The organism is Kouleothrix sp. 19917 (genome assembly GCF_057073505.1).
The window spans coordinates 8,093,227-8,109,771 of record NZ_CP097099.1; the positions used below are offsets into that span (position 1 = coordinate 8,093,227).

Annotated in this window: 14 protein-coding genes and 2 tRNA genes; 5 read left to right on the forward strand and 11 right to left on the reverse strand. The window is 62.3% G+C overall.

Annotation, left to right across the window (positions count from 1 at the left end; genetic code table 11):
* Nucleotides 1–52: 52 nt before the first annotated feature.
* Nucleotides 53–3,496, reverse strand: a complete 3,444-nt coding sequence (locus M1P90_RS32525; RefSeq protein WP_483699995.1) for a lamin tail domain-containing protein — start codon at nt 3,494–3,496, stop codon at nt 53–55.
* Nucleotides 3,497–3,913: 417 nt separating this feature from the next.
* Here M1P90_RS32525 and trxB point away from each other — a divergent pair, with 417 nt between their 5' ends.
* From trxB to M1P90_RS32540, 3 genes are all read left to right on the forward strand, one after another.
* Entirely contained in the window at nt 3,914–4,897 is a 984-nt protein-coding gene (gene trxB / locus M1P90_RS32530; protein WP_483699997.1) for a thioredoxin-disulfide reductase, read from the forward strand.
* A gap of 102 nt (nt 4,898–4,999) precedes the next feature.
* Nucleotides 5,000–6,850 (forward strand): SWIM zinc finger family protein, encoded by a 1,851-nt coding sequence (locus M1P90_RS32535; RefSeq protein WP_483699999.1) that lies wholly within the window; start codon nt 5,000–5,002, stop codon nt 6,848–6,850.
* Between the two features lie 16 nt (nt 6,851–6,866).
* On the forward strand, nt 6,867–8,099 hold the full coding sequence (locus M1P90_RS32540; protein ID WP_483700000.1) for a molybdopterin molybdotransferase MoeA: 1,233 nt from the start codon (nt 6,867–6,869) through the stop codon (nt 8,097–8,099).
* Between the two features lie 382 nt (nt 8,100–8,481).
* Here the strand turns inward: M1P90_RS32540 and M1P90_RS32545 are convergent, their stop codons facing one another.
* Nucleotides 8,482–9,420 carry a hypothetical protein gene (locus M1P90_RS32545; RefSeq protein WP_483700001.1) on the reverse strand — a complete coding sequence of 313 codons (939 nt, stop codon included), beginning with the start codon at nt 9,418–9,420 and terminating at the stop codon, nt 8,482–8,484.
* A gap of 299 nt (nt 9,421–9,719) precedes the next feature.
* Here M1P90_RS32545 and M1P90_RS32550 point away from each other — a divergent pair, with 299 nt between their 5' ends.
* Nucleotides 9,720–10,205 (forward strand): peptidylprolyl isomerase, encoded by a 486-nt coding sequence (locus M1P90_RS32550; protein WP_483700002.1) that lies wholly within the window; start codon nt 9,720–9,722, stop codon nt 10,203–10,205.
* A gap of 159 nt (nt 10,206–10,364) precedes the next feature.
* Complete coding sequence (locus tag M1P90_RS32555; protein ID WP_483700003.1) at nt 10,365–11,102, forward strand: RraA family protein; 738 nt, start codon at nt 10,365–10,367, stop codon at nt 11,100–11,102.
* Nucleotides 11,103–11,348: 246 nt separating this feature from the next.
* On the opposite strand, the gene M1P90_RS32560 is transcribed toward M1P90_RS32555, so the two are convergent.
* The 9 genes from M1P90_RS32560 to M1P90_RS32600 form a co-directional block, all read right to left on the reverse strand.
* Complete coding sequence (locus M1P90_RS32560; RefSeq protein WP_483700004.1) at nt 11,349–11,570, reverse strand: helix-turn-helix transcriptional regulator; 222 nt, start codon at nt 11,568–11,570, stop codon at nt 11,349–11,351.
* On the reverse strand, nt 11,563–11,988 hold the full coding sequence (locus M1P90_RS32565; RefSeq protein ID WP_483700005.1) for a hypothetical protein: 426 nt from the start codon (nt 11,986–11,988) through the stop codon (nt 11,563–11,565). The genes M1P90_RS32560 and M1P90_RS32565 overlap by 8 nt, the downstream gene beginning before the upstream one ends.
* 314 nt (nt 11,989–12,302) lie before the next feature.
* Nucleotides 12,303–12,392, reverse strand: a tRNA-Ser gene (locus M1P90_RS32570).
* Between the two features lie 71 nt (nt 12,393–12,463).
* Nucleotides 12,464–12,540: transfer RNA gene (locus M1P90_RS32575), tRNA-Arg, on the reverse strand.
* Nucleotides 12,541–12,589: 49 nt separating this feature from the next.
* The gene (locus M1P90_RS32580; RefSeq protein WP_483700006.1) at nt 12,590–13,369 is read right to left on the reverse strand and encodes a tyrosine-protein phosphatase; all 780 of its coding nucleotides are present in this window, start codon (nt 13,367–13,369) and stop codon (nt 12,590–12,592) included.
* 54 nt (nt 13,370–13,423) lie between these two features.
* Nucleotides 13,424–14,095 (reverse strand): CpsD/CapB family tyrosine-protein kinase, encoded by a 672-nt coding sequence (locus M1P90_RS32585; protein WP_483700007.1) that lies wholly within the window; start codon nt 14,093–14,095, stop codon nt 13,424–13,426.
* A 47-nt stretch (nt 14,096–14,142) separates the two neighbouring features.
* Nucleotides 14,143–14,817, reverse strand: a complete 675-nt coding sequence (locus M1P90_RS32590; RefSeq protein WP_483700008.1) for a YveK family protein — start codon at nt 14,815–14,817, stop codon at nt 14,143–14,145.
* The gene (locus M1P90_RS32595) at nt 14,804–15,430 is read right to left on the reverse strand and encodes a hypothetical protein (RefSeq protein ID WP_483700009.1); all 627 of its coding nucleotides are present in this window, start codon (nt 15,428–15,430) and stop codon (nt 14,804–14,806) included. Before M1P90_RS32595 ends, M1P90_RS32590 begins: the two co-directional genes overlap by 14 nt.
* On the reverse strand, nt 15,427–16,518 hold the full coding sequence (locus M1P90_RS32600) for a glycosyltransferase (protein WP_483700010.1): 1,092 nt from the start codon (nt 16,516–16,518) through the stop codon (nt 15,427–15,429). The genes M1P90_RS32595 and M1P90_RS32600 overlap by 4 nt, the downstream gene beginning before the upstream one ends.
* Between the last annotated feature and the right edge of the window lie 27 nt (nt 16,519–16,545).

Below are 16,545 nucleotides of genomic sequence, written 5' to 3' on the forward strand. Positions count from 1 at the left end.
GCCGAACTTTCAGAAGAATTATTCGCCGTCTGGCGCGGCTTCGGGCGCCTGGTTATTTTTCTGCCAGTTTTCGGCGGTTGCCCCAGGCATACCAACCAGCAGCAAGCACAAGCAGCGCGAGAACGATCGGCACAGTTGGCAAATTGGGTTTTGCGGGCGCAGGGCGGGGTGCTGCGGCTGTGTGCAAGCGTGGCGTCGGGCTTGGCGGAATGGCGCTTGGGCTGGGCAAACCCGTGTAACGCTGGCCCTTTGATGCAAGCGCATATGGTTGCGCGGCGGCTTGGTTCATAAACTGGGCGGGTATGCGCGCTGGCGCATGGCGCGGAACGCCAGCAACAGATACTGAGGCAGACAGGTCTTGGTTGCTGGTGGGGCTGGCCTGGGCCGGCAGCGGCGCGCCGCTCCCAGCGAGGGAATTGGGTGCTGCTGTGTTTGCTGGCAGCGGGCTTGCTGGCGCGGCTACGCTGCGGTTGGGTTGTCCGGGCGAAGGCTCGCACTGCGCCACCCACGCCCCGTCAACTCGGCAGACACTTTTGTCGGCTGGGGTCGCGCCAAAGCGATATTCGTCGGCGGTGCTGCCATCGGGCCGCAGCAGGCGCACCGTATCGCCACCATTATTCAGTAGCGCTTTTGGCAACTGCACGCGCAGCAGCCCATGCGCAGCTATCTGCGTGCCTGCGGGCAATTTGAACGGACTGCCGCCGCCTGGGCCGTCGTCAAGCGCCCAGCCACCAATGCTGGCAGGCGTGTCGCCCCGATTTTCCAGCTCGATCCACTCATTGCTATAGTGCACTCGCGGATTCGGCAGGGCTTCGTTCAGCACAATGACGTATGAATTTTCTGTGGTTTGTGCGAGCGATGGCGAAGCCGCCGGAAGTTGTGCCGCTAGCTGAGCATCGGGTAATGGCGTTTCAGCAATCTCGGTTGTCAAAATATTATTGGGCGCGGCTGGCGAAGGATTGTCGGTGATATGCCAAGCCCCATCGGCGGCGCGGCTATAGCTGGTGTCGGCGGGCGAATTCGGTAGCTCAACCAGATCGGCCACGCTGCCGTCGGGGCGCAGCAGACGTAATGTGTCGCCGCTGTTGTTCAGCAGCGCGCCTGGCAGGGTGATAACGAGATACTCGCCGGGCAATAGTGTTGTGCCGGAAGCAAGCGTGTATGGCTTGCCACCGCCTTCGCCGTCATCTATTTGCCATTCGCTCAAGTCGGCAGCTTCACTTCCAGCCTGGTACAGCTCGACCCATTCTGCATCATATACAGTGCGCGGGTTCGCCAGCGCTTCGCTGAGCAGAATGCCAGCAGGCCAGACTGCTGGCGTTGGGCTTGGGGTGGCCGAAGGCGTGGCGGTGGCTGTGTGCGTAGCTGTTGCTGAACGCGTTGGTGTCGCAGTCCGTGTGGGCGAGGGCGTCCGTGTGGGCGAGGGCGTCCGCGTAGATGTTGCGGTGCTGCTTGGCGTCGGCGAAGGTGTTGCAGTTGGCTGGGCTGGCGGCGCGTTCGGCTCGCCTGGCGTGTTCGCGCTGCTGAGGTACCAATCGCCGTTCTCGGCGCGGCTATAGCTGGTGTCGGCCTGGCTACTCGTATAGATAACCTCATCTGCGACGGTGCCATCAGGCCGCAACAAGCGCACGGTATCGCCATCGTTGTTGAGCAAAGAAGTGGGTAAGGCGATAACAACATACCCATGCGGCTCAATTGTTGTGTTACCTGGAAGCGTGAACGGCGCGCCGCCGCCCTCGCCATCATCCAGCTTCCACCCGCCGAGGCTGGCGGCAGTTTCGGCGCGATTGTGCAGTTCGATCCATTCGGCTGCATAGCTTTGCTTTGGGAATGGCAGGAATTCGTTGATCTGAACGCCATTGGGCATGGCGGTTGGACTTGCCGTTGCGGTGGCAGTGGGCGTTGGGCTCGATGTCACAGCTTCGCTGGTTTCGAGCGGCTCGATTGTTGGCGTGCGTGTGGCAGTTGCTGTCATCGTCGGCGTTGCAGGGAGAAGATTCAATTCGCCGGGTGTGTTCAGGCCGCTGAGCAACCAGCTGCCATCGGGCGCGCGGCTCCAGCTCAGGTCGATCTGGCTATTTGTGTAGGTGGTTGCGTCTGCAATGCTGCCATTAGGGCGCAGCAATCGGACGCTGTCGCCGTCATTGTTCAAAATCGTGCTGGGCAGGGTAATCACCAGATAGCCGTGTGGCGGGATGGTCGTGCCGGCAGCAAGCGCAACTGGCGCGCTGCCGCCTTCGGCATCGTCCACTTTCCAGCCAGACAGGTCTGCGCTGGTTTCGGCAGCATTGTAGAGTTCGATCCATTCGTGCGTGTACACGATTTTTGGGTAGGCGAGAAATTCCGAGATCATTATGCCAGCCGGGTAGGGCGTGGCTGTGCTTGTGGCAGTTGCTGTGTTCGTAGGTGTTTTCGTAGGTGTAGGCGTTACGGTAGATGTGCTTGTGGCGCTGGGAGTGTTGGCGGGTGCCTGGCTGGGTGTAGCGGTGAACGTCTGCGTGGCTGTATGTGTGGGAGTGTGCGTAGCAGTTGCTGTGTTCGTGGACGTTGCGGTGGGCGTGTTCGTAGGGACCGCGCTTGGCGTCATTGTGGCTGTATTTGTCGAAGTCGCACTGGGTGTGCTGGTTGGAATGGCCGTGTCGGTTGCAGTGGTGGTGGGTGTAACGCTTGGTGTTTCGGTTGGAATAGCCGTATCGGTCGCGGTAGGTGTATTGGTAGGCGTGGCACTGGGAGTTTCGGTGGGCGTGGGTATGTCGGTCGCGGTCGGTGTGGATGTGTCGGTCGCGGTCGCGGTAGGTGTATTGGTAGGCGTGGCACTGGGAGTTTCGGTGGGCGTGGGTATGTCGGTCGCGGTCGGCGTGGCCGTGTCGGCCGCGGTAGGCGTGGCACTGGGAGTTTCGGTGGGCGTGGGTATGTCGGTCGCGGTGGGCGTGGGCGTGTTGGTCGGTGTGGCCGTATTGGTCGCGGTGGGTGTGACACTGGGTGTTTCGGTAGGTGTGGCTGTGTTGGTTGGCGTATTTGTAGGCGCAGCGACGTTCCATGTGCCCTGGCTGGGCGTACCTTTCACAAAAGCGCCAGTGCCATCCGGGATGCGCGCAAAGCTCATTTCCTTGGTTGCGCCGCTATAGGTCACGCTATCGATCAGATTACCTGCCGCATCCGAAAGCTGAACTGCGTCTGTGCCCATGTCGTTGAAAAAGGTAGATGCGTTCGCAATGACCAGCAGGCTGTGGCCAGGAATACGCGTGCCGTTGGGGATCGTCGTGCGCGTGCCGCCAATCACGTCGTCGTCGATCTTCATATTCGAAAGGTCGATTTCGGCATCGCCCATGTTGATAATTTCGACCCATTCAGGGCCAAGTGACGAGGAAGGGAGAAACTCATTGATCGCAATCGGCGAAGCAGCCCGCGCGGAATGAGACGGCTGCAAGAGTGTAGGTGCAAACAGTGCTATCAAGATGGCATGGATAATGATTTTTCGGCGAAAATAAGCCATGCAACACTCCATTTTTGCGTAATATGAACGTCTTTGTATCGAAATTGCGCTGTATGGTGTTTTAGGAGTTGAATGGTAAAAAGGGCATAGTAAGTAGACATAGTGCATCACTACGCCTGCGAATTCTCGTTATGTCACAAGAGATTGGAGAAGGTATATCAGCGTGGATATATGCGCCGAAACAGACTGGGGTGTATAGTACAATCGCTACATTACAAATAAGCAACCAAAAGGTATGAGATCGGAGCAAGCTGCCCGCCTCGCGCAAGGGCTTGCCATGCCGCCATGCCTGTGCTATACTATACCCATACCCAGGGGGGGTATGCAGTTCGGAAATGCTGGTGCGGAATGTGCTATCATACAGCGCAGCATGTGGCACTGGCGAACGAATCGTCACTATATCCAGGAGTTATTCCTATGCATAGCAAAGTCGTTGTTATCGGCTCCGGCCCGGCCGGCCTGACGGCCGCACTCTACGCGGCGCGCGCGAACCTTGAGCCACTGGTGGTGCGCGGCCTGCAGCCCGGCGGCCTGATCGCAACTACCAGCGAGGTCGAAAATTACCCCGGCTTTGTCGAGGGCGTGGGCGGCTACGACCTGGCCGATAATATGGAAAAGCAGGCTGCGCGCTTTGGCACGCAGTTCAAGGATGCGCTGATCGAGAAGATCGACGTGAGCGCGCGCCCGTTTACGCTGACGACCGACGGCGGCGAGACGATCACCGCCGACACGCTGATTGTGTCGACCGGGGCGTCGCCGCGCAAGCTGGGCGTGCCGGGCGAAGAGAAACTGGCGAATCGTGGCGTGTCGTACTGCGCCACCTGCGATGGCTTTTTCTTCCGCAACAAGCGCGTGGTGGTGGTGGGCGGCGGCAATAGCGCGCTCGACGAGGGCCTGTTCCTGACGCGCTATGTCAGCGAGCTGGTGATTGTGCACCGCCGCGACACGCTGCGCGCCGACCCGGTGCTGCAAGAGCGCGCGTTCAGCAACCCCAAGGTGCGCTTTGTGTGGGACTCGACCGTGAGCGAGATCCTGGGCGAGCAGGGCGTGACGGGCGTGCGCATCCAGAACCTGAAAACCGGCGAGGAAATCCAGCTCGAAACCGACGGCGTGTTTCCCTACATCGGCCACATCCCGAACACATGGCTGTTCAAAGGCACGCTTGAACTCGACGAGAATGGCTACATCGTCACCGATGGCCGCACGCGCACGAACATTCCCGGCCTGTTCGCGGCCGGCGATGTGGTCGATCATGTCTACCGGCAGGCGATCACGGCGGCGGGAGACGGCTGCAAGGCGGCGATGGAGGCGACGTGGTTTCTGGCTGAGCAGGAACACGCCGCAATGAAAGCACAAAGCCAAAGCGAAGAAGTCGTTTCGCCAGCACTGGGCCAGTGGTAAGCGCCTCAGGCAACAGGGCGGGTGCAGGCTGTGGCCTGCACCCGCTTTGTTTTTCCGCGCGGGCAAGTGCTATACTATGGCAACCGTGTGGGAGATACGAATATGGCAATTTCTGAACTAAGCGAAGCGACGATTCGCGCCCATGCCGCCCCCGAGTCGTTTCAGCGCGGCTGGAGCTACTACAAAAACGGCGCGGTGCACGACCTTGCCCTGCGCGGCAATGTGCTGCACGCCAGTGTCGAAGGCAGCCAGCACCCATCGTACCGCGTGAATGTGACCTTCGACAAAGGCGGCGTGACGGCGGCAACATGCACGTGCCCCTACGACTGGGGCGGCTGGTGCAAACATATTGTCGCCGCGCTGCTCCGCGCAATCCACCATTCTGGCGAAGTCGTTGCGCGCCCGCCGCTCGACGAGCAGCTCAAGGTGCTGGATCGCGGCCAGTTGCAGGCGCTTATTTTGGCCCTGGCGGCGCGCTCGCCCGACCTGGCCGACTCGATCGAGCGGCAGCTGGCGCTGTTGCACATCGCCAGCGCGCCGCCCTCGGCGCAGAAAGCCGCCGCGCGCCGCTCGCCAATCGACACAAGCGCAATCAGCAAGCAGGTGCAGTATGTGCTGCGCAATTCGCCCGACAGCCGCTATGAATACGACTATTACGACGACGAAGACCCCGCGCGCGATACCGTCGACGCGCTGCGGCCAATTCTGGATCAGGCGCGTGGCTTCATCAGCGGCGGCGACGCCCTGAGCGCGCTGGCGATTCTGGAAGCTTTCACCATCAGCTATTTGGCGCACGGCAGCACGTTTTTCGAAGAAATTGAAGAAATGTACGGCAGCTTTGAAGGGACGCCGGGCGATTTCTTCGAGGAGCTGGCCGAAACCTGGGCCGAAGCGCTGCTGAGCGCCGACCTGAGTCCTGATGAGCGCGACGAGTGGGGTGAGAAGATCGCGGGCTGGAATGACGAGATCGACGAGCTGGGCGGCGAATCGCTTTTTGGCGTGGCGCTTGTTGCCGCCGAGCAGGGCTGGGAATACCCGCCGCTCCAGCGCGTGCTGGCGGGCGAGATCACGGCACAGGGCGCGTGGCAGGGCGAGCCGCCCGATTACGCCGACGCGCTGGCGCTGCTGCGCCTGAAGATACTTGAGCGGCAGGGTCGCTTTCAGGAATACCTCTACCTGGCCGAAGCCGAAGGCCAGCTGAACCTGTATGTTCTGATGCTCGCCAAGATGGGCCAGAGCGACCAGGCGCTGGCCGAGGGCACGCGCTACCTTGCCAGCCCCGACGATATTCTGGCCGTGGCAACGGCCCTGCGCGAGCGTGGCGCGCTGGAGCAGGCGCTGCGTCTGGCCGAGCATGGTCTGGCCTTGCCGGTGCCGCATTCCAACAGCCCCTATGCCATTTCGGCCGAGGCGCAGCGCGCGCCACTGGCGAACTGGGCCGCCGAGCTGGCCGCCGGCATGGGCGAGCGCGAACGTGCCTTGCGGGCGGCGGATACTGCTCTGCGGATCGCGCCCAGCCTTGCGGCCTACCGCATGGTGCAGGAACAAGCCGGCGACGAGTGGGAAACGCTGCGCGGCGCGGCCCTCGCGCGGCTGCGCAATTCTCCCGCGGTTGCCGCCAAAGTCGATATTTTCCTGCACGAAAACATGATCGACGACGCGATTGCCGCCGTGCGCGAAAGCCCCGACTACAGCCTGCTTGAGCGCGTGATGACGGCGGCTGTGCCGCTGCGCCCCGATTGGGTGATCGAAGCCGCTTCCAAACAGGCGCAGCGCATAATGGAGGCAGGCAAGTCCGACCGCTATTTTTACGCAATCACCTGGCTGACCCTGGTGCGCGACGCCTACAAGGCGACGGGCCGCGCCGACGACTGGCGCGCGCATGTGCAGGCGATTCGCGCGCAGCACGGGCGCAAATACAAGCTCATGGGAATGATCGATCAGTTGCGATGAGTGGAAGGGACGCATAATGCAGCCAATGCGACGGGAGTCGCCCTACCCGATGGTGCCGATCGACGAGGCGCGGCGCATTATTACCAGGCACGCCGTGCCGCTTGGCGCTGAAGCGTGCGACAGCCTGAGCGCGGAAGGGCGCGTGCTGGCCGAGGATGTGTATGCCGACGCGCCGCTGCCCGATGTGCCGAAGTCGGCGGTGGATGGCTATGCGCTGCTGGCGGGCGATGGCATGGCCGCGCGGCGCGTGCTGGCCGAAATTACTGCCGGCGCCGATGCCCTGGCTGGCGCGGCGGTGCCGCCCGGCGCGGCCGTTCGGATCATGACTGGCGCGCCCGTGCCGCCCGGCGCGGATGCCGTGATCATGGTCGAGCAGACCGAGGAGCACGATGGCATGCTGCAGATCGCGCAGCCGGTGCGCGCGGGCGATAGCATTCACACCGTTGGGCAGGATATTGCAGCTGGCGCGCTGGTGCTGGCGCGTGGCACTGTGCTGCGCGCCGCCGACGTGGGCCTGCTGGCGACAATCGGGCGCGTGCGCGTGCCGGTGTTTCGGCGGCCGGTGGTGGCGGTGCTGGCAACTGGCGACGAAGTGTACGAGCCGGGCCTGTCCATCCCACCCGGCGGTATTCGCGACAGCAACCGCTACGCGCTGATGGCGGCCGCGCGCGAGGCCGGCTGCGAGACGATTTCGCTTGGCATTGCCCGCGACGATGTGCAGGTGCAGCGCGAAGCGATTCGCGACGGCCTCGCGCGCGCAGATGTGCTGCTCACCAGCGGCGGCGTCTCAATGGGCACGCGTGATTTGATCAAGCCGCTGCTGGCCGAGCTTGGCACGGTGCATTTCGGGCGGATCGCCTTCAAGCCCGGCAAGCCCACCACCTTTGCGACGATTGGCGAGAAGCTGCTGTTCGGCCTGCCCGGTTTCCCGGTGTCGTCGCTGGTGTCGTTTGAGGTGTTTGTGCGCCCTGCCCTGCGCCGCCTGCAGGGCGACGCGCATCCCGAGCGCGCGCAGGTGCGCGTGGCGCTGGCGAACCCAATCGTCGCCGCGCCCGACCGCCCCGAATACCAGCGTGCGATTGTTTCGTGGGAAGGCGGGCGACTGGTGGCGCGAGGCACGGGCGCGCAAGGTTCCAGCCGCCTGCTTTCGCTGCGTGGCGCGAATGCACTGCTGCTGGTTCCCGGCGATGGGCAAACCTACCCGCCCGGCGCCGAGCTGGACGCGCTGCTGACCGGCCCAATCGAGTAGGGTAAGGCTGAGAATCCAGGCGAACGACAAAGCGAGGATAGGTTAGCGTTGAAATAAGAACGAGATCGATCCGCAGATGACGCAGATTCCACAGATATGATACCAAATACGGATGATTACTGCTGAATTGTCATGCTGAGCGCAGCGAAGCATCTCTTGTTACTGTGAATAGGAGATTCTTCACTCCGCTGACGCTCCGTTCAGAATGATAAAATGCAAGTCTTTACCCGAACTTGGTATGAGGTCTATAATCTGCGTAATCTGCGTAATCTGTGGATAAAAATTTAAAGACTTTGCTGTAGACCTGACGACAAAGGACGAATGACCAAAGTTCACGCAACTTTGGTCATTCGTCCTTCGTCTTTCGTCACTCGTCAGTCGCCTAGTCCTCGGCAATCGAGAATTCGGTGACGCTGCCCTGGGTGACTTCCTGCGCCTCGATCTTGACCTTCAGCTCGCGCTGGCCCTGCGTCAGCGTGTATTTCCACTGGCCGTCCTCAGGATCGTGGTCGGTGTCCGCGATGGTCCAGCCGCTGGCGGCGAAGGCGCTTTCGTAGAAGGCTTTCACATCGGCAGCGGGCGCATTGGCAATGTACGTATTATCCAGCTTAATCTGGCCGTTGTCGTCGTCGCGATCCTGCTTGGTGCAGGTGGCGCCTTCAAAAACGGGCAACCCTGGCACGGCGGAGCAGTTGCCAATCACGTCTGCGCCGGCTGGAGCAGCCGGGGCTGCGGGCTGCTGATCGGCCGGGGCTGGCGCGGCAGGCTGCTGGGCGGCTGGCGCGGCGGGCTGCTGCGCAACTGGGGCAGCCGGCGCGGCGGGCGTGGCCGCGGTCTGTGGTGCCATGAAGCGGTAGGCCAGCAAGCCGACGACCAGCAGTATCACGAGCAAACCGGCCAGCGCAACCATGCGGCGGCGCATATACGCGGCGCGCTCTTCGGCGGGCGTCAGCGCAACGCTTGGGGTGGCTGCGGCTGGCGCGGCGGGCGGCGAGTTGACGGCAATCGTCGCGCCGGTGGCGGGCAGGGGCGCGGCTGCTTGTGCCGGTTCGGGCTGCGGCGCTTGCATCTGCGGCGCGGCTGGCTCGGCCGGGGCGGGTGCTGCGGCGGGCGGCATAAACTCGGGCTCGGGCTCGTTGTGCATCACCGGCAGCGTCAGCGTCGGGGCGTCGTTCAGCTCCTGATCGCCAGCTTCCAGCACCACAGAGTTCGCTGCGCCAAGTTCCAGCGCCTGCTCAGGTTGAATGGTTGCGCTGGCGGTGCGGGCATTGCGGGTGGCCGGGCTGCTGGCATTGCGCTTCGGGCGTTTCGTCGTTGCCATGTCTTTCCTCCTTCGGCAAACTGTTGTCGATGCGATCGAGCCGCTGGGCAGTGCGTTGGTGTGCCGACCGCGTCGTTGTTTGTTGATGGCACTACTATACGCCCCGAGAGCCGCAAACAGAATGACACACGCCATCCGCGAGTGATCGTATTCCTGACGAACGCCGCCCGAAGGCTAACTGTTCGCTGTGGTATAATGGCGCGGTTGAACCTGCCGGCTGAACGCGCGGGCGCATGTTGATGCCAAATTCCGCATAACGAGCGCCTGGGCCGCCGGTTAGAAATTGGAAAGGAGTTCCTGTGGCTACACAGCAATGGAGCACGCCGCCGGCGATGGAGATCGACGCCAGCAAGCATTACCAGGCAACACTCGAGACGAATAAAGGCACGATTGTGCTGGCCCTCAACCCGCAGCATGCGCCCAAAACGGTCAATAACTTTGTGTTTCTGGCGCGCCAGGGCTTTTATGATGGCCTGGTTTTCCACCGCGTGATCAGTAACTTCATGATCCAGGGTGGCGACCCAACTGGCACCGGGCGCGGTGGCCCCGGCTATAAATTCGAAGACGAAACGCGCAACAACCCGCTCAAGCACGAGACGGGCGTGATCTCGATGGCGAACGCCGGCCCGAACACTAACGGCAGCCAGTTCTTCATCACCCACTCGCCGCAGCCGCACCTGAATGGCGGCCACACGGTGTTTGGCAAGGTGATCGACGGCCAGAACGTCGTCAACGCCATCCGCCAGGGCGACACCATCACGAAAGTCACCATCAGCGAAAGCTAGGCTGCTCGGCTTGTTCTCATCAGCTCGCTGCGCTCGTTTCTGCGGGCGCAGCCAGGCGGAGTTGCGATACTGCAAGGTTGCACGCCTGCGCGCAGGCAAGAAGGCATCCGGCGTAAAGGGGTGTCTTCTTTCTATTGGCAAGGAAAGCGAGGGAGCATCGTGATCGAAACGCAAGACATTGTGCGTCCGCCCAGGGAGCTGGTCGAGGGATTAGCGAAAATTGGCTCGGCAACCGCCAGCGGCGAGCTGAGCCGCCTGGGCATTCGCGACCCGCATATTCGCGGCCTGCGCCCCTGGACGCCTGGAAAGACGGTGGTTGGCCCCGCGCTGACCCTGCAATTCATGCCCAAACGCGAAGACCTGTACCGCGTCGACGAATATGCCGACCCCGAGAAGCAGCTGCATCGCCATGTGCTCTATCACACCCAGCCCGGCGATATTGTGGTGGTCGATGCGCGCGGCGACCTGGGCAGCGGCGTGTTTGGCGAAATGATGCTGACCTACTTCAAGGGCAAGGGCGGCGCGGGCGTGGTGATCGACGGCTGCATCCGCGACTACACACACGTTCAGCATCTCGACCTGCCGCTGTGGCTCAAGGGCGTGACGCCGAACTTCCACACGCAGACGAATATTGTGCCGTTTGCGGTGAACGTGCCAGTGGCCATGAACAACGTGCTGGTGATGCCGGGTGACCTGATTGTGGCCGACGACGACGGCGTGGTGGTGGTGCCGATCAAGCTCGCGCCCGAGCTGCTCCATGCGGCCAGCGAGCACGCCGACTGGGAAGTGTTCTCGCGCGAGCGGCTCGCGGAAGGTGGCGACCTGCGTAAGTACTACCCGCTTTCCGCCGAAGCGCGTGTCGAGTACGAGGAATGGCAGCGCAAGCAGGAGCACTAGCTGCAACAAGGCTAATTGCTGTGGTGAACTCGGGGCTGCGTGGCGGCCCCGGGTTTTCTTTTTAGCGAGGTCAGCGCAACGCGGCGTACGCCAGCATTTGGCGGTGGCTTTCAGCTAGAAAAAGAAAATTCGGGGGCGGCGAAGCCGTCCCCGAACCCCCGGTGTGCAAGTATTCTTGCGGATTTAGTATCACATACCGTGTGTTTTACCAGGAATAAGTTTCCTGAGCACAGTTTTGTACCGTGCCTACTTCTCCTTATAGTGAAATACTTCCTCAAGAGGAACCCCAAATACTTGTGCGATTAAAAATGCGACCTCCAGCGAAGGTGAGTATTTGTTCCCCTCGATTGCATTTATCGTCTGACGTGTAACCCCAACTTGATCTGCAAGCTCTTGCTGCGTCATCTCACGATGGCGGAAACGAAGTGTACGAATGTTGTTTGTAAGCTGACCGCCACCTTTACCCATGCGTTGAGGCCTCTCGCCGATACAGCAATAACTGCGAAGCAATCTCGACCAGTTGAGCAAGCACCCAGAACCCCAGCAGCACATGCGCGAAGATAAAGTTTCCATCTGTTACGAGTGTCGTGCAAAGTGCCAAGAAAACCCCTGCCGCCAATACATATGCACCGTTTCGCTTACCCTTCAACTCGATCAGCCAATCTCGTTCATCCGTTCTTGTATTGCGATCAAAAGATGCAATAAGAATGTGCCCTACGATCTGTGTGATAACAAGAAGCACGACCGCAAGAACGAAGAATATCACTTGATTGGGCATTAAGTTGACCGCATAGGCTGGCAGCACCATCAGAAAGTAGAAGCTGAAACTGGCAACAAGGCCAATCAACATCGACCAGAGGCTCTTCTCCTGAAACGACAACCCCATACCAAACCCTCCTTTGTGTTGCAGTATCCATATGTTGGAATGTCAAACATTTTTGACATTGAGAACTATACCATTAATGCTGTATGATGTCAAGTATTTTTGACATCATACGAATGAGTCAAACGATGTTGGATAGAATCCAACGCATCATATTAACTTCGTTTGATTACTTTCGTTTTCTGGTGCTGCGGCCAAGTTTCGCCGGGCGCAGCACCAGAACCAAGAGAGCAAACGGAGCTACTGCAAAAGCCGAACCAACGTGTAACGCCCTGATCTACCGCATTGGTGTGCGATAAACCAGGGCGTTTTCTGCGTGGCGGGGAGGGTGGGATTCGAACCCACGTGGGTTTTCAGGCCCAACTCGTTTTCGAGACGAGCACGTTCAACCGCTCTGTCACCTCCCCGGATTGTTTGGGCTGCCAGTATACCGGAAGGGCGGCCCGACGCCGATTGGCGCGACCGCCCTCGTGGTTTGTGGCGACTCTGGGGCGACTCGAACGCCCGACCTCTTCCTCCGCAGGGAAGCGCTCTAATCCACTGAGCTACAGAGTCTCGTCTCCCAACACGGCGCATCATACCACGGCTTGGCGATTTGTGCAAGTTAGAAGAGCCACCAGCGCCGCTTCAGCGGACGCACCGGCGTGGGTGCTGGCAGGCGCACTGCCTTGTCGGCCAGCAGCGCGGCGGGCGTGCCCTCAACCAGCGCGTCGGCGGCGGGGCCGCCAATCATTTCGGCGGCGCGGTCGCGGGCGGCGCGCAGCAGCGGTGGGCGGCGCGGGCGCACGCCGTGGGCGTCGCTGGCGAGCACATGCGCCAGGTTGTGCATCAGCAAGGTTTCGGCGATATTGCGCAGGCGCTCGCCCTGCCCGCCCAGCAGTGCCTCGGCCGTGAGCTGCATCAGCACGCCGCGCTCGACCAGGGTGTCGAGCCGGTTTGGGTTTTGCTGCACCTCGGGGATGCGCTCGGGATGCGCCAGCAGCACGCGGTAGCCAGCCAGTTGCAGGTTGAACAGCACCGTGTCGAGCGAGCTTGGAATCGTCGCGCTCACCAGCTCCAGCAGGATCGTGTGGCCTTGGCCGTAGGGCAGCAGCTGGCCGCGCTTGAGCTGCTCGGCGAGGCTGCTCACAAAATAGATCTCGCTGCCCGTGATGACTTCGAGCGGGATGCCTTCCTGCAGCAGCGCGGCATTGATCTGCGCCACGCGCTCGCGGATGAGCGCAGGGTCGTAGACGCGGCAGGCGCTTGAGCCAGGGCTGTGCGGTGTGGCCGCCAGAATGCGCGTGCCGTCGCGCGCGGCGACTTCGGCCATGGCCAGCGACTCGGGCAGGCTGGCCGCGCCGTCGTCGACATCGAACAGGATGTGGGAATGGAGGTCGATCATGGCAATGAACGAGTAATGGAAGATAGGCAGAACAAAACGCCAGGGTCGCGCATTCTAGCCGTAGTAGCCATAGCCGCGCTCAAGCTCGGCATTGTTCAGCACCACGCCAACAATATTGGCCTTGCCTTTTTCAAGCATCTGGCGGGCGCGGCGGGCGCGCTCGCGGTTGGTTTTTTTGGCCTGGAACACCAGCAGCACGCCATCCACGCGCGTCGCCAGCACGGCCGCGTCGGTCACGGCAATCACGGGCGGCGTGTCGAACAGCACAATGTCGGCCTGGCTGCGCAGCCGCCCAATCACCGCTTCCATGCGCCGCGAGCCAAGAATGTCGGCTGGGCGCGGCGGCAGCGGGCCGCTGGCGAGCAGGCTCAGGCCCGGCACGCCCGTGTCGTGCAGCGGGATCTCGGCATCTTCCTGCGCCAGAATCAGGCTGGTCAGCCCGGCGTCGTTCGGCAGGTCGAACAGGGTGTGGAGCGTGGGCCGGTGCAGGTCGCAATCCACCAGAATCACGCGCTGCTCGGCCTGCGCCATTGTCACCGCCAGGTTTGCGATCGTGGTCGATTTGCCTTCGTCGGGCGCGGTGCTGGTGGCAAGCAGCGTGCGCAGCGGCTTGTCGAGGCTGGAAAACTGGATGTTGGTGCGCAGCGTGCGGTAGGCTTCGGCCGCCGGCGAGCGCGGGTCGCGCAGCGCGATCAGCTGGCTGCGTTCGGGTGATGGTGTTTTCATGCTATTGTGATGCGTGCCAATTCAAGCGTGGCTTCTTTCGCGTTAGGCTAGCGGTCGACCGTGGGAATGGCGCCGAGGGTCGTCAGGCCCACGTAGCGCTCGATGTCGTTGGCCGTTTTCAGCGTGTTATCGAGCGCCTCAAGAATGAATGCGAAGATCAGGCCGAGCACCAGGCCCAGCAGCAGGCCGGCCGGCACCGTCACGGCGGCGCGCGGCGGCCAGTACAGGGTGGGCGCGCGCGCCGACTGGATTTCGATGACGTTGATGCGGCTGCTGCCTTCCAGCGAGGCGTTTTGCGCGGCCACCAGGCCCACCATGTTCGCGCCAACCGCGTCGGCGAGCCTGGGTGCCGTCGCTGCGTCGGGGTAGGTCGCCTGAATGACCATTTTCTGCTCGTCGGGCAGCACCTGAATGGCGATATGTTTGTTCAGCAGCCAGTCGGCGTCGCGGTCGAGCTGCAGCTGCTGGCTGATCTTGTCCAGCTCTTTGGGTGCCAGCGCGAGGTTGCGGTAGCTGTTCATTTTGGTTTGCAGCACGAGGTACAAACCCTGGTCGAGCTGGTTCGCAACCACCTGGTAGGTCGCTTCCGAGCGGTACAGCGTGTTGCCAAGCGCGAACTGGATTTTGCCAAAGGCATAGCCGCTGGCGGCTGCCACAAAGGCGGTGAGCACAATCACCCACCAGCGCCGCCGTAAGATATTGACATAATCAGAAAGAAGCATCGTATTCTTCCTTGTGTGGGCGGGCCAGCGCCAGGGCAATCGCCAGGCCTGCCGCCGCGCCCAGCCCGAGCCCGGTGCGCAGCGCCAGTTGCAGCGCCTGCGCGCGCGGCCCGTTCAGCCGCGTTGGCGCTGCGGGCGGGTCGAGCACGCTGATGTTTAGGCCCGGTTGCGCCGCCGAATCGCCCCAGTAGCGCAGTCCGTTCGTTTGCAGCAAGGTTGTCGCGGTTTCGGCCAGCGCGGTGGCAGTGGCCGGGTCGCCCGCTTCTGCCGCAAACGTGACGGTATGCTCGCTAAAACTTGCCGCCAGCGCGCCCGTTTGCGCCGCATCGGCAGGAACGCCGCGCCGCGCCAGTTCGGCCGCCAGGTCGGTGCGAAACGCGCTGCCCTGGACAATCGTCGGCACGTCCTGCGCGGTGGTGTCTTCGCCGCGATCCGACAGCCCGGCCGCGCCAGCAGCACCCGGCGCGCGCGTGACCAGCAGGCGCGTGCCCGTGCCGTAGCGGGCCGGCTCGCGCAGCGCGGCAGCCGCGCTCACAATCAGCACCAGCAGCGGCACCGCCAGCAAAAGCAGCCAGCGCTGGCGCAGCGCGCCAAGGTACTCGGCGGGGCTCATCGTGCCCGCGCGCGCATCTGCTGATCGACCACAGCGCGAATTCGCTCGACAAACAGCTCGCGGCCAAAAGCTTCGGCGTGCTGGCGAATAACCATTGGGTCGTAGGTGTCGCCCCGCGAGGCGGCAACCGCTGCGGCCAGCGCGCCCGCGCTCTGCTCGGCAAAAAAGCGCCCGGTCACGCCTTCAATCACGGTGTCGAGCGCGCCGCCCGCGCCATACGCAATCACTGGGCGGCCCGCCGCCATCGCCTCCAGCGGCGTGATGCCAAAATCTTCTTCGCCTGGGAACACAAACGCCCGGCACTCGGCAAAAAGCTCGTGGCGCTGCTGCTCGCTCACCTGCCCGAGGAACTCGACATTCGGCCCAGCCAGCCGTTCGAGCTCCGCGCGGTCGCGCCCATCGCCAAAGATTTTGAGTGGCAGCTTCAGCGCAGTAAATGCGCGCACCGCCAGATCCAGGCGCTTGTATGGGATCAGCCGGCCGCCGGCCAGATAGAACTCGCCGGGCGTGCGCGGGCAGAACGGTGCCAGCTCGACCGGCGGCGGAATCACCAGCGCGTCGCGGCCATAGTAGCGCTTGATCCGCGCCTCGACGGCCCGCGAATTCGCAACAAAACAATCAACGCGCGGCGCAGTGCTGACGTCCCACAGTCTAACATAGGAGAGTGCGACGGGCAACACAGTGCGCTGGAGCTGCCCAAAGCCCTCGCGGCTGACATAATCGTCGGTGCGCCAGGCGAAGCGCATGGGCGTGTGGCAATAGCAGATGTGAAGTGCGTGCGGCGCAGGAATGACGCCTTTGGCGTAGGCGCTGCTGCTGCTCAGAATCAGGTCGTACTGGCTCAGGTCGAAGCTTTCGAAGGCGCTGGGGTAAAGCAGAAAGTACTTGCGGAAATGGCGCCGCCAGCCGGGTAGCTGCTGCATCCACGAGGTGCGAATGTCCCATGCGCGATATGCTTCGGGCATGGCATCGGCATCGTAGATCGAGGTATAAACCGGGGCCTGCGGATACAGGCCGTGAAGCGCTTCGAGCACGCGCTCGGCGCCACCGTACTGGTTCAGATAATCGTGAATAATTGCGACGCGCATGGTCAGTTTCGTTTGCTTTGAATGCCG

Excerpts from the sequence above, each read along its gene's own strand:
- M1P90_RS32525 (WP_483699995.1), bottom strand. The coding sequence starts at position 3,496 with ATGGCTTATTTTCGCCGAAAAATCATTATCCATGCCATCTTGATAGCA.
- trxB (WP_483699997.1), top strand. The coding sequence starts at position 3,914 with ATGCATAGCAAAGTCGTTGTTATCGGCTCCGGCCCGGCCGGCCTGACG.
- M1P90_RS32535 (WP_483699999.1), top strand. The coding sequence starts at position 5,000 with ATGGCAATTTCTGAACTAAGCGAAGCGACGATTCGCGCCCATGCCGCC.
- M1P90_RS32540 (WP_483700000.1), top strand. The coding sequence starts at position 6,867 with ATGCAGCCAATGCGACGGGAGTCGCCCTACCCGATGGTGCCGATCGAC.
- M1P90_RS32545 (WP_483700001.1), bottom strand. The coding sequence starts at position 9,420 with ATGGCAACGACGAAACGCCCGAAGCGCAATGCCAGCAGCCCGGCCACC.
- M1P90_RS32560 (WP_483700004.1), bottom strand. The coding sequence starts at position 11,570 with ATGGGTAAAGGTGGCGGTCAGCTTACAAACAACATTCGTACACTTCGT.
- M1P90_RS32565 (WP_483700005.1), bottom strand. The coding sequence starts at position 11,988 with ATGGGGTTGTCGTTTCAGGAGAAGAGCCTCTGGTCGATGTTGATTGGC.
- M1P90_RS32580 (WP_483700006.1), bottom strand. The coding sequence starts at position 13,369 with ATGATCGACCTCCATTCCCACATCCTGTTCGATGTCGACGACGGCGCG.
- M1P90_RS32585 (WP_483700007.1), bottom strand. The coding sequence starts at position 14,095 with ATGAAAACACCATCACCCGAACGCAGCCAGCTGATCGCGCTGCGCGAC.
- M1P90_RS32590 (WP_483700008.1), bottom strand. The coding sequence starts at position 14,817 with ATGCTTCTTTCTGATTATGTCAATATCTTACGGCGGCGCTGGTGGGTG.
- M1P90_RS32595 (WP_483700009.1), bottom strand. The coding sequence starts at position 15,430 with ATGAGCCCCGCCGAGTACCTTGGCGCGCTGCGCCAGCGCTGGCTGCTT.
- M1P90_RS32600 (WP_483700010.1), bottom strand. The coding sequence starts at position 16,518 with ATGCGCGTCGCAATTATTCACGATTATCTGAACCAGTACGGTGGCGCC.